14 protein-coding genes and 1 tRNA gene are annotated in these 14,469 nt (G+C 71.0%); 4 read left to right on the top strand and 11 right to left on the bottom strand.

Features of this window, described 5'->3' with window-relative positions; translation table 11 throughout:
- Nucleotides 1-19: 19 nt before the first annotated feature.
- Nucleotides 20-946 (top strand): Ppx/GppA phosphatase family protein, encoded by a 927-nt coding sequence (locus ACFQ58_RS15690; RefSeq protein ID WP_376952099.1) that lies wholly within the window; start codon nucleotides 20-22, stop codon nucleotides 944-946.
- Between the two features lie 64 nt (nucleotides 947-1,010).
- Here the strand turns inward: ACFQ58_RS15690 and ACFQ58_RS15685 are convergent, their stop codons facing one another.
- Entirely contained in the window at nucleotides 1,011-1,379 is a 369-nt protein-coding gene (locus ACFQ58_RS15685) for a DoxX family protein (protein WP_376952098.1), read from the bottom strand.
- A 134-nt stretch (nucleotides 1,380-1,513) separates the two neighbouring features.
- Between ACFQ58_RS15685 and ACFQ58_RS15680 the strand changes: the two genes are divergently transcribed.
- Both ACFQ58_RS15680 and ACFQ58_RS15675 read left to right on the top strand, forming a co-directional pair.
- Nucleotides 1,514-1,933 carry a winged helix-turn-helix transcriptional regulator gene (locus tag ACFQ58_RS15680; protein ID WP_376952097.1) on the top strand — a complete coding sequence of 140 codons (420 nt, stop codon included), beginning with the start codon at nucleotides 1,514-1,516 and terminating at the stop codon, nucleotides 1,931-1,933.
- A gap of 132 nt (nucleotides 1,934-2,065) precedes the next feature.
- Nucleotides 2,066-2,296 carry a hypothetical protein gene (locus ACFQ58_RS15675; RefSeq protein ID WP_376952096.1) on the top strand — a complete coding sequence of 77 codons (231 nt, stop codon included), beginning with the start codon at nucleotides 2,066-2,068 and terminating at the stop codon, nucleotides 2,294-2,296.
- A gap of 84 nt (nucleotides 2,297-2,380) precedes the next feature.
- On the opposite strand, the gene ACFQ58_RS15670 is transcribed toward ACFQ58_RS15675, so the two are convergent.
- The 10 genes from ACFQ58_RS15670 to ACFQ58_RS15625 form a co-directional block, all read right to left on the bottom strand.
- Nucleotides 2,381-3,718 carry a serpin family protein gene (locus ACFQ58_RS15670; protein WP_376952095.1) on the bottom strand — a complete coding sequence of 446 codons (1,338 nt, stop codon included), beginning with the start codon at nucleotides 3,716-3,718 and terminating at the stop codon, nucleotides 2,381-2,383.
- Nucleotides 3,719-3,751: 33 nt separating this feature from the next.
- A tRNA-Leu gene (locus ACFQ58_RS15665) sits at nucleotides 3,752-3,825 on the bottom strand.
- Between the two features lie 46 nt (nucleotides 3,826-3,871).
- The gene (locus tag ACFQ58_RS15660) at nucleotides 3,872-5,287 is read right to left on the bottom strand and encodes an NAD(P)/FAD-dependent oxidoreductase (protein ID WP_376952094.1); all 1,416 of its coding nucleotides are present in this window, start codon (nucleotides 5,285-5,287) and stop codon (nucleotides 3,872-3,874) included.
- A 35-nt stretch (nucleotides 5,288-5,322) separates the two neighbouring features.
- Nucleotides 5,323-6,618, bottom strand: coding sequence for a S8 family serine peptidase (locus ACFQ58_RS15655; RefSeq protein WP_376952093.1), 1,296 nt, complete (start codon nucleotides 6,616-6,618; stop codon nucleotides 5,323-5,325).
- Nucleotides 6,615-7,154 carry a DUF501 domain-containing protein gene (locus tag ACFQ58_RS15650; protein WP_376952092.1) on the bottom strand — a complete coding sequence of 180 codons (540 nt, stop codon included), beginning with the start codon at nucleotides 7,152-7,154 and terminating at the stop codon, nucleotides 6,615-6,617. The genes ACFQ58_RS15655 and ACFQ58_RS15650 overlap by 4 nt, the downstream gene beginning before the upstream one ends.
- Nucleotides 7,151-7,747, bottom strand: coding sequence for a septum formation initiator family protein (locus ACFQ58_RS15645; RefSeq protein ID WP_376952091.1), 597 nt, complete (start codon nucleotides 7,745-7,747; stop codon nucleotides 7,151-7,153). The genes ACFQ58_RS15650 and ACFQ58_RS15645 overlap by 4 nt, the downstream gene beginning before the upstream one ends.
- 84 nt (nucleotides 7,748-7,831) lie before the next feature.
- A complete protein-coding gene (gene eno / locus ACFQ58_RS15640) occupies nucleotides 7,832-9,112 on the bottom strand; it encodes a phosphopyruvate hydratase (protein ID WP_376952090.1) in 1,281 nt (426 codons plus the stop codon).
- Between the two features lie 285 nt (nucleotides 9,113-9,397).
- A complete protein-coding gene (locus ACFQ58_RS15635; RefSeq protein WP_376952089.1) occupies nucleotides 9,398-10,315 on the bottom strand; it encodes a hypothetical protein in 918 nt (305 codons plus the stop codon).
- 239 nt (nucleotides 10,316-10,554) lie between these two features.
- Nucleotides 10,555-11,817 carry a histidine--tRNA ligase gene (gene hisS, locus ACFQ58_RS15630; RefSeq protein WP_376952289.1) on the bottom strand — a complete coding sequence of 421 codons (1,263 nt, stop codon included), beginning with the start codon at nucleotides 11,815-11,817 and terminating at the stop codon, nucleotides 10,555-10,557.
- 558 nt (nucleotides 11,818-12,375) lie between these two features.
- Nucleotides 12,376-13,092 carry a MazG family protein gene (locus ACFQ58_RS15625; RefSeq protein ID WP_376952088.1) on the bottom strand — a complete coding sequence of 239 codons (717 nt, stop codon included), beginning with the start codon at nucleotides 13,090-13,092 and terminating at the stop codon, nucleotides 12,376-12,378.
- A 161-nt stretch (nucleotides 13,093-13,253) separates the two neighbouring features.
- Here ACFQ58_RS15625 and nhaA point away from each other — a divergent pair, with 161 nt between their 5' ends.
- A complete protein-coding gene (nhaA, locus tag ACFQ58_RS15620) occupies nucleotides 13,254-14,456 on the top strand; it encodes a Na+/H+ antiporter NhaA (protein ID WP_376952087.1) in 1,203 nt (400 codons plus the stop codon).
- Nucleotides 14,457-14,469 lie beyond the last annotated feature (13 nt).

Here is a 14,469-nt window from a genome sequence, read left to right as displayed (position 1 = left end):
GGCGCACTACGCTTCCCACATGCGCCTCGGGGTTCTCGACGTCGGATCCAACACCGTGCACCTGCTCGTGGTCGATGCGCACCCCGGCGCGCACCCGATCCCGATGGCCTCCGAGAAATCGGTGCTGCGGTTGATGCGGTACCTCGAGGACGACGGTTCCATCAGCGAGGTCGGTGTCGAGGCCATCATCCACGCGATCAGCGAGGCAGCCAAGGTGGCCCGCAAATCGGGCATCGACGAACTGCTCGCGTTCGCCACCTCCGCCATCCGCGAGGCTCCGAACGGGCAGGACGTCCTCAAGCGCGCCGAGGAGGCCGCGGACATCGAACTCGACGTGCTGACCGGTCCAGACGAGGCGCGTCTCACCTTCCTCGCGGTGCGACGGTGGTACGGCTGGTCGGCCGGGCGCATGCTCCTCTTCGACATCGGCGGCGGCTCGCTCGAGATCGCGCACGGCGCCGATGAGGTGCCGGATGTCGCGCACTCCGTCCCGCTCGGCGCGGGCCGCTCGACCGTCGAGTTCCTGCCCGACGACCCGCCCACCGACGCCCAGGTCGCGAAGCTTCGAGCGCACGCCCGCGGTGTGCTCGAGGAGACGGTCCGGGAGATCGGCGGCATCCCCGAGGCCGACCACGTGGTCGGCTCGTCCAAGACCATCCGTTCGCTGGCCCGACTCGCCGGCAGCACCGAGGAGGGCGTCGGATCCGAGGAGCGCAGCATCCTCAAGCTCTCGCAGCTCGACGACTGGCTTCCCCGGCTCGCCCGCATCCCGGCCGACGCGCGCCCCAACCTGCCCGGCATCACCGCCGACCGCACGTTCCAGATCGTCGCGGGCGGCATCGTGCTCAGCGAGACCATGCGCGCCTTCAAGGCCAAGGTGCTCGAGGTCTCGCCGTGGGCGCTCCGCGAGGGCCTGATCCTGCGGCGACTCGACCGCATGGACTGACGCGACGCCCGCCTCGCCGGCCCCGGCTGCGAGCCGTCGACGATGTTCAGCGGACGGGCGAGGTTCAGCCGAGCAGCGCCGCGAACCCGAGCACCGCCGTCGTTGCCGCGAGGACGAGCAGCACGAGGCTCGGCGTCGGGTTCTCCGACCGCCGGACGTGGACGACCGCCGCGCCGACCATCACGAGCACGAGTGCCGAGGCGGCGATGGGGCTGAGGATGGGGGCGATCCCGGTGAGCGCGGGCAGCACGATGCCGATGGCGCCCAGCACCTCGGCCGCACCGATGAGCTTCACGGTCGGCTCGGCGAAGTCCTCAGTCCACGCCATGCCCGAATCCGCGAGAGCCGCCTTCGGCCGGACGAGCTTCATGAGTCCGGCGGCGAGGAAGGCGAGCGCGACGAGGCCCCCGACGATCCAGAATGCGATCAGCATCACAGGTACCCTTTCGTATGGTTGGTTACGGTTTGTGCCTGACCACATGATGCGTGACTATAGACCGAGGTGCAAAAGGCACATTCCCGTGCCGGAGGCACACGGGTGTGCGTGACGAACATCGGAGGAACAGGATGGCGAAGCCCCTCGGCTCCGAGCCGGCCCTGAGCGAGTACGAGGATGCGTGCGGCCGCCGCGAAGAGGGCGGGCCTGCGGTGCGCGACCTGCTCGACCGGATCGGCGACAAGTGGTCGCTGCTCGTCATCGTGACGCTGGATGCAGGTCGCCTGCGTTTCAGCGAGCTGCAGCGGCATATCCCCGGGATCTCCCAACGGATGCTCACGCTGACCCTGCGTCAGCTCCAACGTGACGGACTCATCGATCGCACGGTTCACGCCGAGGTGCCGCCACGCGTCGAGTACGAACTCACGGCCGTCGGCCGCACCCTCATCGCGCCATCCATGGCCCTCGCCGGATGGGCGATCGAGAACTACCCGCGCATCACCGCAGCGCGCTCACGCTTCGACGCCGACGCCGCGCGCACAACGCGCTGAGATCAGCGCGGTCGACCCGCATCGGGGGCACACTGGCGGTGTGACCGATGGTCACGCTTGGGGTCGTGCCGTACGTCGTCCTCAAGGCGGAGGGATGGCTCTGACCGCGCGACGAGATGGGAGCCTGCAGAGATGGCTATCGAGCAATGGTGGTCGAAGCTGGATGTCGCGACGCGACAGTGGTTGATCGACCACAACGGTGAACCGATCCCACCGGGACTCGTCGACGACATCCGCCAGGCGGGTGGCACGCCGGCGATCGAGACCGACCTGGTGCACGACGAAGACGCGTCCGGGTTGGTCCTCTCCGGAGAAGCGAGCGACTGGGTCGAGTCCGTCGCGAACGACGAGTTCCCCGGATGAGTGATCAGGTGGTGAATGCGCGACGGCAGCGTCGCGCTCGCAGCACTTCGCGCCGACCCGCGTTCGGCGTGATTCCGAGGCGTGTCAGCCGCGGGGATCGTGGACGCTGCCGAGGAAGAGCACGGCGCCGGTCTCGCGGTCGCTGACGGTGAAGGCGAAGGGCCTGTCGACCCGGAATGGCGGCGGTCCGGCGGACTCCGCCATGGCCCCGCCCGTGACCGCGGCGGCCTCGGTGCCCTCCTCGTCGACACGGATGTAGGTCTTCTGCACGACGGTGTCGAGGAACGGGTCGGCCGGCGACATCGGAGTGAAGTCCCCGCCGCCGAAGGCAGACACCATCCCGAGCGATTGCAGAACCTCGTCGAGGTTCGCGTCCCACTCGAGCTCGAAGCGCGGCAGCGCGATCTCGGAGACGGTGGCCGTCTCGAGGCCGTCGACCGCATTCCGCCAGACCTCGGCGGCGAGGTCGTCGAGAAGCTCGTCGAGGGCCACATCCTCGTCGGGCAGCAGCACCTCCATGCCGAAACGCTCGTCGTCGCCGTAGGGAAGCCGGAGCATCTGGAAGCCATCGCCGAACGAGGTCTCCACCTCGGCGGCGCTGCGATGCATGGTGGGCACCACCACCTCGCCGCCGTCGGCCAGGGCGAATGGCATCTCCCGGGTGTCCCCCTCGTCGAATGCAGTGGTCCAGGTGCCCAGGAAGTACACCGTGTTGAGCAGCACCAGCACCGCCTGCGGGTCGGGCAAGCCGAGATCCGCGGCGATCTCCTCGATCAGCCCCTCGGTGCGTTCGTCGACCCAGTCGTCGATCGCGTCGGCGGCATCCTGCGAGCCGAGGTCGACCTCATCGAGCGTCGCCCCGTACGTGGCCTGCACGAACGACACGTAATCATCCTCGAACGGATAGCCTTCGGCCGCCCACAGCGAGTTCGCGATCGCCAACGTGACGTCATCGGTACCGACCAGGTCGGCGAGCAGAGCCGCAGACCGTGTATCGCGCGGGCCGTCGAGGCGCAGCAGTTCGACCATCTCCTCGGCGTTGTCCCCGCCGGCGCCGGCGGCCACCATCGCCAGCAGCACTGACGCCGACAGTGGCGAGGTGACCGTGTTCTCGCCATCATGTGCGACGGCGGTGTGCAGATCGAAGCCGAAGGCGTTGACGCCGTCGGCCGCCGTGGCAGCGTCCTCGGCCGACAGGCTGCCCGCGAGATTCGCGTCCGTGGTGTCTCCCGCGCCGCCGCCCGGTTGGCCGACGACCCCGCCACAGGCGGTGAGGACGAGCGCGACCGCCACAGCGAGCCCCATTCGCATCGCAGGCCAGTGTCCAGATGCGCGGTACTCTGCGGTGGCTGGGACAGCTCGGGTCATGCACAGATTGTGTCCAAGAGCCGGCGATCCTTGCAGTCTTCCTATCCACCGCAACGGATGGCTGCATCAGACTGCCTTGAGCGAAGGTGCTCCCGCTGGGATTCGAACCCAGACTCTGGCGGGTTTAAGCCGCCTGCCTCTACCGATTGGGCTACGGGAGCCGCGGCGCCGGCCCGAAGGCCGGCGCCGCGTCACAGCATAGGGCGACTACTTCGCCGCGACCGCCTTCGCGGGCGTCTTCTTGGCCGGGATCGCCTTCGCGTCGGCCTTCACGGGCGCGGCGGGCGCAGCGACCTCGGCCGGCGGCTTCGGCCGGGCGGCGAACTGCTCGAACACCGCGCGGGGCTGCTGCACCTCGGCGAGCGAGACGATGTCGCGGCCGAGCCAGAAGTTGTTCCACCAGTCCCAGAACACGCGGAACTTGCGCTCCCACGTCGGCATCGCGAGACCGTGGTAGCCGCGGTGGGCGAACCAGGCCAGCAGGCCCGTGATCGCGATCTTGCCCGACTGGAAGGCGCCGGAGCCGACGCCGAGACCGGCGACCGCGCCGAGGTTCTTGTGCAGGTACTCGCGAGGCTCCTCGCCGCGGAGGACCGCGACGATGTTCTTCGCCAGGAGCTTGCCCTGGCGCACGGCGTGCTGGGCGTTCGGCACGCAGTAACCGCCGACGCCGCCGCCCGAGAGGTCGGGCACCGCGGCGATGTCGCCCGCGGCCCAGGCGTCGGGAACGAAGTCGTCTTCATCGCCGACGCGGAGGTCGGCGCGCGTCTGGATGCGGCCGCGCTCCTCGACGGGCAGGTCGCTCGTGCGGACGATCGCCGGGTTCGCCATGACGCCGGCCGTCCACACGATCAGGTCGGTCTCGAACGTCTCGCCGGTCGAGAGCTCGATCCGGCCGTCGACCGCGCTCGTGAGCTGCGTGTCGAGGTGGATCTCGGCGCCGCGCTGGGCGAGGTGCTTGATGACCCAGTGGCTCGTGGGAAGCGAGACCTCGGGCATGATGCGGCCCATCGCCTCGATGAGGTGGAAGTGTGTGTCGTCGAATGTGAGCTGCGGGTAGTACTCGAGCAGCGCGCTCGCGAACGAGCGGAGCTCAGCGAACACCTCGATGCCCGCGAAGCCGCCGCCGACCACGACGAAGGTGAGCAGGCGGTCGCGCTCGGGGCCGGCCGGGAGGTTCGCGGCCTTGTCGAAGTTGGTGAGCACGCGGTCGCGGATCGCGACGGCCTCTTCGATCGACTTGAGGCCGATCGCCTCGTCGGCCACGCCCGGGATCGGGAACGTGCGCGACACCGCACCGCCGGTGACGACGATCACGTCGTAGTCGAACTGCCACGGCTCGCCGAGCTCGGGCGTGATGGTGGCGGTCTTCGAGGCGTGGTCGATGCCGGTGACCTTGGCGGTCACGACGGTGGTCTTCTTCAGGTGGCGACGCAGGGCGACGACGGAGTGACGCGGCTCGATGGAGCCGGCGGCGACCTCGGGAAGGAAGGGCTGGTACGTCATGTACGGCAGCGGGTCGACGACCGTCACCTCGGCCTCGCCGGGGCGCAGCCACTTCTCGAGCTTCCACGCCGTGTAGAAGCCTGCGTAGCCGCCACCGACGATGAGGATCTTGGGCACGGTGAATGCACTCCTTGGTTCTGGGATGACTGCGGTCACCGCGTGCCGGTGCGCGTTGTCCGCCTGATGTGCCGAGTGGCGCCGATGCCCAACAGCGCTGCTAGCGTACCAAATCCCGCGACCAGCGAGAGCGGGACCGTGATATAGGCGATCGTCCACGCCGTCGGCAGCAGGGTCTTTGCGCTGTCGGAGCGCGGCGGCGGCGGATCGGCGATGGGCACGATCTCCTCGGCGTCGCCGCCCCCACCGTCCTCGGCGGGCAGGTCCGCCCGCCGGTGCACCCGGATCCAGTCCTCGAGGCTGCCCAGCGGATTGGCCTCCACCGCTTCGACCTCCGCGGTGAGAGCCGTGACCGGGTCGATGATGCCGTAGCCGTAGAGCGGGCTGGGCACCGCCTCGCCCTTCGGGTCGGCGGTACGGATGACGCGGTTGATGACGTTCGCCGCATCCAGCTCGGGGAACTCGGACCGCACGAGCGCGACCAGCCCGGACACGATCGGCGCCGCGGCGCTCGTGCCCGACCACTGCACGTAGCTGCCGTCGGGCAGCACGCCGACGAGGTCCTCGCTCGGCGCGGACACCGCGATCGTGATGCCCTGCGAGCTCGCGTCGAAGCTCGCGTTCTGATCGCGGTCCACGCCCGCGACGGTGAGCACGCCCGGGATCGTGGCGGGCGCCCCGACCGACGTCGTACCCGACCCGCGGTTGCCCGCGGCGGCCACCACGACCACGTCGTTCTCGAACGCGTACAAGAACGCATCGTCCCAACTCTCCGGCCAGTCGGCGGTGTTGCGGGTCAGCGACATGTTGATGACGTCGGCGCCGCTGTCGACCGCCCAGCGCACCGCCTCGGCGATCTGCTCGTCGTTGGTCTTCTCCGAGCCCGTGTCCTGGCCGAACGCGACGGATGCCGTCAGCAGCTCGGCATCGGGCGCGACGCCGATCACGCCGTTGCCCTCCCCCGTGCCGCGCCCGGCGAGCAGCGACGCCACCATCGTGCCGTGCTCGTTCTCCTCGCCGACCGGGGTCTGGCCGTCGTCGGACCCGAGGCCCGAGACATCCGTGCCGCCGATGATGACGCCCGTCAGCTCGGCGACGTCGCCGTTCACGCCGGTGTCGATCACCGCGACGGTGACGCCCTCGCCGCGCGAGGTGGTCCACGCGGTCGTGAAGCCGTAGTCGTTCAGCCAGTACTCCAGGTCGCGCACCGTGTCGGCGTGCGCGGGCGTCGTGCCCGACACGGCGAGCGCCGCCGCGAGCACGACGGTGAGGCCGGCGCGCCATCCGACCCGCCGGCGCCGCGCTCGCGCGCGATCGGGCTCACGACTCACGCGGACCCCGCGGTGTCGAGATCGTCGACCCCGTAGTCGGGGCACCGGCAGACCTCGGGCGACCAGTTCGAGCGTTCGAGCGCGAGGTCGCCGATCGGGTTCACGCCCGGGCCGGCCGCCAGGGCGTGCCCCGCGAGGGCGTGCAGGCACTTCACGCGCGTGGGCATGCCGCCCGCTGAGACGCCCGCGATCTCGGGAACGGAGCCGTACTGCTCACGGTCGCCGAGGTACTGCTCGTGTGCGGCGCGATACGCCGCGGCGACGTCGGGGTCGTGCTCGAGCAGCTCGGTGTACTCCACCATGAGCTGGGCGGCCTCGAGGAAGGACATCGAGGCGGTGGCGACGGGGTGGGTCAGGTAGTAGAACGTCGGGAACGGCGTGCCGTCGGAGAGCCTCGGCGCGGTCGACACGACGGTCGGTGCGCCGCACACGCAGCGCGCTGCGATCCCCACGACGTCGCGTGCGGGGCGGCCGAGCTGCGCCGAGACGATGCGGAGGTCGCGCTCGGAGACCGGGGGGAACGGCGGGCGGGTCATCGGGTCCCCTCATCAGCGGGCTGGTCGGTGGGCTCGGGAGCCGGCGTGGGGGCCGGCGCGGGCGACGACCCCGAACCGGCGGACGGGGCGAGCCCGGCGGTCATCATCGACCGCAGCAGGGTCTGCATCCAGTCGCCGCGCAGCTCGGTGACCTCGGCGGAGACAGCGCGGTCGGCGCTGCTCGAACCGGATGGCGCGCGGTCGTCGATGACGAGGTAGCTCACCTCGCCGGGGCGGACGTAGTAGAGGCGCTCGCGAGCCTGCGTCACGATGAAGGTCTCGTCGTTCCAGCGCTCGCGCTCCTCGGCGAGCTCGGCGACCGCGGCCTCCTGGCGGGCGACGTCGGCCTTGAGCTCGGCGATCTGCTGCCGCTGCTTCGCGTACTCGGCGATGCTCGGCGCGAGCACCACCACGGCGAGCACGAGCACGCCCATCATGATGATCGAGAACCCCGAGAAGCGGATGCCGCTGAGCCAGGCGGACGCGACCTGGCGGACGGACTGGCGGGGTCGGCGTGCCGCCGCGGGCGCGGGAGTGATGGCGGGCGTGGTCGGGCTCGCGCTGCCGCGCGCGGGACGACGTGCCGCGTTCATGCCTTCGCCCCTCCTCGACCTCACCGGGAAATCACCGACGGGGGCGGCCGTCGGCCGCCCCCGTCGAGCGTCTCTCGGACTCGTTTACGCCGTGAAGCGCGGGAACGCCGTGCGGCCCGCGTACACCGCGGCCTCACCGAGCTCTTCTTCGATCCTCAGGAGCTGATTGTACTTCGCGACCCGCTCGGACCGGGCGGGCGCGCCCGTCTTGATCTGACCGCAGTCGGTCGCGACGGCGAGGTCGGCGATCGTGGTGTCCTCGGTCTCGCCCGAGCGGTGCGAGAGCACCGCGGTGTACCCGGCGCGCTGCGCGAGGCTGACGGCGTCGAGCGTCTCGGTGAGCGTGCCGATCTGGTTGACCTTCACGAGGATCGAGTTGCCCACGCCGCGGCCGATGCCGTCGGCGAGGCGGGTCGGGTTGGTGACGAACAGGTCGTCGCCGACAAGCTGGAGCCTGGTGCCGAGCGTTGCGGTGACCTCGGCCCAGCCGTCCCAGTCGTCCTCGGCCAGCGCGTCCTCGATCGAGATCAGCGGGTACGCGTCAGCGAGCTCGGTGTAGTACGCGTTCATCTCGGCCGCGGTGCGGTCCTTGCCCTCGAAGCGGTACACGCCGTTCTCGAAGAACTCGGTGGCCGCGACATCCAGGCCCAGCGCGAGGTCGGAGCCGAGCGTGAACCCGGCCTTGCCGATCGCCTCGGCGATCAGGTCGAGCGCGGCGCGGTTGCTCGAGAGGTCGGGCGCGAAGCCGCCCTCGTCTCCGAGGCCGGTCGAGAGGCCATTCGACTTCAGCAGGCTCTTCAGCGCGTGGTAGGTCTCGACGCCCCAGCGCAGGCCCTCGGAGTACGTCTCGGCGCCGATCGGCAGCACCATGAACTCCTGGATGTCGACGCCGGTGTCGGCGTGCGCGCCGCCGTTGATGATGTTCATCATCGGCACGGGCAGCACGTGCGCGTTCGGGCCGCCGAGGTAGCGGAACAGCGGCAGGTCGGCCGAGTCGGCGGCGGCCTTCGCCACGGCGAGGCTCACGCCGAGGATCGCGTTGGCGCCGAGGCGGCCCTTGTTGTCGGTGCCGTCGGCCTCCTTCAGGGCCGCGTCGACGACGCGCTGGTCGCTCGCGTCGAGGTCCTCGATGGCCGGGCCGAGCTCGTCGAGCACGGCGTCGACGGCCTTCTGCACGCCCTTGCCGAGGTAGCGGTCGTTGTCGCCGTCGCGCAGCTCGTACGCCTCGAACGCGCCGGTCGACGCACCCGAGGGCACCGCGGCGCGCGAGACGGTGCCGTCGTCGAGCAGGACCTCGACCTCGACCGTGGGATTGCCGCGCGAATCCAGGATCTCCCGTGCGCCGACAGCTTCGATGAATGCCACAGTGAACTCCTCTGTGATGGGGATGTGCATGGACGACTCCGTCGTGGCCCGCAGGACAGTCTAGGACTCGGCTTCCGAGCCCGTCTCACGTATGTCGTCGCGCCCGTCGGCGCGGTGGGTCGCGTCCCCGCCTCGAAGCCGAGAAGTCGCGGATGGCGCATGCCGCGCTTCATCCGCGACGTCTCGATCGACCGACCGAGGCTCGCGGCATCCACTTCAGCCGAGACGTCGCAGATGGCGAGCTTGGGGCGCCATTCGCGACCTCTCGATCAGGCAGTACCGGCGTCACGCACTCGCCAGTCCGCCGATGAGCGCGCGAACTCCCGCGATGAACGCCTCCCGATTCCAGGAGAGGTCGTCGGCCGTGACCTCGACGACGTGCCAACCGGCCGCGCTGAGGTCACGGCGCCGGCGCAGGTCCTCCTGCCATCGCCGTCGATCGGTGCGATGGATGTCGCCGAGGTACTCGAAGGCGATGCGTCGTTCGGGGTACGCCAGATCAGGGTGGACCGTCGCGTCATGTGCAAGGCGAACGGGTGCGTTCGACACCGGTTCGGGCAGCCCCGCATCGACGAGCACGAGCCGCAGATGCGTCTCCTTCGGCGACTCCGCGCCCACGCGGATACGCGGCAGCGCTTCGGCGATGGTCGCCGACCCCCGGCGGCGGCCCCACTGTTCCGCCGCCTCCCGCAGCTCGCCGAGCGACGCGAGCGCCGGGCCGCGCACCTCGCCGCGACGCGGTCCGGTGACGATCGCGTCACCGAGCGCGACGAGGTCGTACGTCGACAACTCGTTCGCGAGCTGGCACCAGACGTACGCAGGTGCGACGACCGGCAGCCCGTGGTGCGGTTCGATGGGTGGGCTGTCGGATGTCGCGTGGCCGACCACTCCGCGCCCACGAGCACGGGTCGTGCCGGGCGGCGCGAGCACGTGCACCTCACTCGACGCTCGCGGCAAGGGCAGGCGCAGCAGCGCGGCGGCCGTCGCGTGGCTGAACGCCTCCCCCGAGCGGAGAAGCGGCTCGTACGCCAGGCAGCGGCCGAGCGCGTCGTCGAGGTCGAGTCCGACCGAGCGGACGGCGGTGAATGGGCGCTGCAGGTCGGAAGCCCGCAGTCGACTGCGCGTCGTGCCGTGGAACGACGTATCGCGAACACGGAAGGCCGACCCGGATAGGTGCGGAGCGAGCGGCGCGCGTCGAGTCATCCGCCCACGATGCCCGCCTTCTCGGAGACGTCGCCGCCACTGTCCACAGCCGCCATCGAAAGGTCGCGGATGGCGCGAGCAGCCCGCAATCCGCGACCTCTGGATGAGCGTGAGGCTGAATCGGCCATCACCGGATCACGCCGGCTCCGGTCGAAAGGGCGCGGATGGCGCGTGCCGCTCGCAATCTGCGGCTTCTCGAGAACGTGCAGGCGCGGGTACCGCGGTGCAGCGGGTGCGGGCTACGCGCCGAGGTCGCGGAACGCCAGCGACGCGGCATCCGTCGTGTCGGCCGTCACGGACGCCCAGGCGTCGAAGCCGTCGGCGCTCACGCGATCGAGCAGCCCGCGCAGGTTCTTCGCGCGGCGCTCGAACCGCACGCGCATGCCGGATGCCAGGAGCTCGTGCTTGAGGCCGAGCAGCTCGGCGGGCTCGAGCTCGGCGTCGTACACGAGCACGACCGACCGCGGGCGGCCCTCATCGCGCACGGCGAGCAGGTCGACGATGCGCTCGAACCCGATGGAGAACCCGCATGCGGGCACCTCTTGGCCGAGGAACCGCCCGATCATGTGGTCGTAGCGGCCGCCGCCGCCGAGCGAGTAGCCGAAGTCGGGGTGCGCGATCTCGAAGATCGTGCCGGTGTAGTAGCCCATGCCCCGCACGAGCGTGGGGTCGAAGTCGATGCCGGTGCCCGGCACGGCGTCGCGCAAGGCGATGAGGTCGCGGTACGCGTCGAGGTCGAGCCACGCGGGCGGCTGCGCGCCGCCGTCGGCCAGCGACCAGTCCGCGTTCGCGAGCTGGCGCAGCTCGTCCGCGACATCCGGCTTTTCGACACCGAGGGTCGCGAGCTCGGCGGCGACGCCGTCGGGGCCGATCTTGTCGAGCTTGTCGATCGTGATGAGGGCGCGCTCGCGCAGGTCCTCGGCCACGCCCCACGACGCGAGGATCCCCGACAGGATGCGCCGGTCGTTCAGCCGGATGCGGCACCCCGACAGCCCGAGCGCGTCGAGCGCCGCGACGGTCGCGGTGAGCAGCTCGAGCTCCGCGAGCGACCCGGCCTCGCCGATGATGTCGATGTCGCACTGCACGAACTGGCGGTAGCGACCCTTCTGCGGGCGCTCGGCCCGCCACACCGGCGCGATCTGGATCGCGCGGAACACCGGCGGCAGGGCGGCCCGGTGGGTCGCGTAGAACCGGGCCAGCGGCACCGTGAGGTCGTAGCGCAGCCCGAGGTCGGCGAGGGCGAGCGCGTCGCCCGATGCCGCGGCCGCCGCGAGGTCGTCGTGCGTGATGCCGCGCTTCATGACCGCGAACGCGAGCTTCTCGTTGTCGCCGCCGAGACCCGCGTGCAGGCGCGACGAGTCCTCCATGACGGGCGTCTCGATCTCGTCGAAGCCGTGCGTCGCGTACACCCCGCGGATCACCGAGAGCGCGTGCTCGCGGCGGGCCTTCTCGGCGGGCAGGAAGTCGCGCATGCCGCGCGGGGGCGTCACGGTCTGGGCCATGCCGTCCATTCTTCCAGCAGCGGATGGCGCTGCCCGAACCCGGCGGCCCGACTCAGCCCGGTACGTCGAGCCCCTTTCGGCGCATGAGGGCGGCGAGCTGCTCGGCGTCGTCGATGCCGAGCGCGAAGCGCACGGTCGCGCGCCGCCGTCGTCACGCTGCACGTAGTACTCGTAGTCGCTGCGGCTCATCCGCTCGCCGTCGGCGTCGAGGAAGTGCCAGCGGATCCGTGCGCGCGTGATGTGCTCGGTGATCGGCACCTCCTCGAGCACGTCGAACTCGACCCCCGCGAGACCGAGCTTCCGGTAGAGCGGATACGACTGCTCGAGCACGGCCGCCACCTCGCCGTCGCTGCCGAGCGCGCCGGCGAACGCGTCGGAGAGCATCGCGCGCGGCGCGCCCCACAGCGCGGCCGACGTGCGGGCGTCGAAGTTCTCGAGCGCGGCGCCGTAGCGGCCGAAGAACTCGTGCAGCGCCGTGCATTCGATGGCCATGCCCGCAGGCTACGCCGCGACCGCGATGCGATCCAGGGCCTTGCAACCCGACTCAGCCCGGCGTCCTCAGGCCTCGGCGGCGCGAACGTCCTCCTGCAGCGAGCGGATGGCGCCCCGCAGCGCCCGTTCGGCGTCGAGCCCCTGGGCGCGGGCCGAGGCGACGAGCGCGATGAGCGTGTCGCCGAGCTCCTCCTCCGTGGCCGGCGCGGACGCGACATCCGTCGGCTCGCGGGTCACCCCGACCTTCTCGGCCTTGCCGAGCAGCTTCTGCGCGAGCGCGAGCGCCGGCATGCCCTGCGGCACCCCGTCGAGCACGCTCGTGCGGTGAGGCTTCTCACTGGCCTTGAGGTCGTCCCAGAACGCGACCACGTCGGCGGCCGTCTCGGCCTCGCGATCGCCGAAGACGTGCGGATGGCGCGCCACCATCTTGGCGGTCATGTGGCGCGACACGTCGTCGATGTCGTAGTCCTCGCCGGGGGTGTGCGCGGCGAGGTCGGCGTGGAAGAGCACCTGGTAGAGCACGTCGCCGAGCTCCTCGATCATCTCCTCGCGACTGCCCGACTCGATGGCGTCGATGAGCTCCCAGCACTCCTCGACGAGGTACTGCACGAGCGACTCGTGGGTCTGGTCGGCGTCCCACGGGCATCCGCCCGGGCCGCGCAGGCGGCCGACCATGGCGACGAGCTCGAGCAGGCCGTCGCCTGTCGCCCGGGCGCGTGTCGCGCCATCCGTCGTCGCCGCGATCGAGGCGTCGGTCTCATGTCCGCCCGTCGTCCGCGTCATCCTCCACCGCCTCCCGGGACCGTGCCGGGTCCCCGCTGCGAGCCTAATCCGCCCGGCCGATAGGGTGGACGCAGGAGTGCCGGGAAGCCTGGTCGGCCGATGCGTCAGCGTCGTCGTCGCCGTCTCGCGCGGATTCCCGCGCCCGATCCGCCCGAGGTGCCATGAACGTCCTCCGCTCCGAGCGCGTGTCCGCGTCGCTGCTGCTCGTGGCCGCCGTCCTCGGCCTGCTGCTGGCCAACCTGCCGATCGGCGCGTCCCTCATCGACGCCGAGCACGCGCACGTCGTCGTCCCGGGTACGGCGCTCGACCTGTCACTCGGGCACTGGATCAGCGACGGGCTGCTGGCGGTCTTCTTCTTCATCGTCGCGGTCGAATTGCGCCGCGAGCTCGTGATCGGCGAGCTCAACGGCGTCGCCAAGGCCGCGCTGCCCGCGATCGCCGCGCTCGGCGGCGTCGTGGTGCCCGCGCTCGTCTTCCTCGCGTTCGCGGGCTCCGGACCGACGGCCGACGGCTGGCCCGTGCCCACGGCGACCGACATCGCGTTCGCGCTCGGCGTGCTGGCCATGTTCGGCCGGTTCATCCCGACCCGGGTGCGCGTGTTCCTGCTCGCGCTGGCGGTGCTCGACGACCTGGTCGCGATCCTCATCATCGCGTTCTTCTTCACGTCCGACGTCGACCTCGCCTGGCTCGGGTTCGCGGCGATCACCGTGACGCTGTTCGGCGTCACGAGCCGCCTGCTGCGGCCGCGATCGCCGTACGTGCTGGCACGGCGCCCGCAGTGGCCGATCATCGTGCTGCTGTGCGTGCTCGGGGTGATGGCATGGAGCTTCGTGTACCTCTCGGGCGTGCACGCCACGATCGCCGGCGTCATGCTCGGACTCGTCATGTCGCGCCGCCCCGCCGGCCGCGCAGTGCACGCGCTCGAGCCGTGGTCGAACGGGGTGATCCTGCCGCTGTTCGCGTTCTCGGCGGCGCTGGTGCCCGTGCCCGCGGTCAGCCCCGGCGAGTTCGATCCCGCGTTCTGGGGCATCGTCGTCGGGCTGCCGGTCGGCAAGCTCGTGGGCATCACGCTCATCGGCGGCGTCGCGGCGCATGTCGTGGGACGCCGTGCGGGCCAGACGCCGCTGACCTTGGCCGACATCGCCACGGTGGGCGCGCTCGGCGGCATCGGCTTCACGGTGTCGCTGCTCATGAACGAGCTGGCCTTCAGCGAGTTCCCGGATGTCGCGGACCAGGGCACTCTCGCGGTGCTGCTCGGTTCGGGCGTCGCCGTGGTCGTCTCGGCGCTCGCGGTGAGCCTCCGGTCGCGCGCGTACCGACGGCGGGGTGCAGCCGAGGGCGTGGGCGGGGCGCTCTCGCGCTGAGACGCTGCCCGCC

This window comes from Agromyces sp. NPDC056523 (genome assembly GCF_042794545.1).
GTDB lineage: Bacteria > Actinomycetota > Actinomycetes > Actinomycetales > Microbacteriaceae > Agromyces.
The sequence above is the reverse complement of the archived record's forward strand: the minus strand, read 5'-3'. Positions and strand labels throughout refer to the sequence as shown.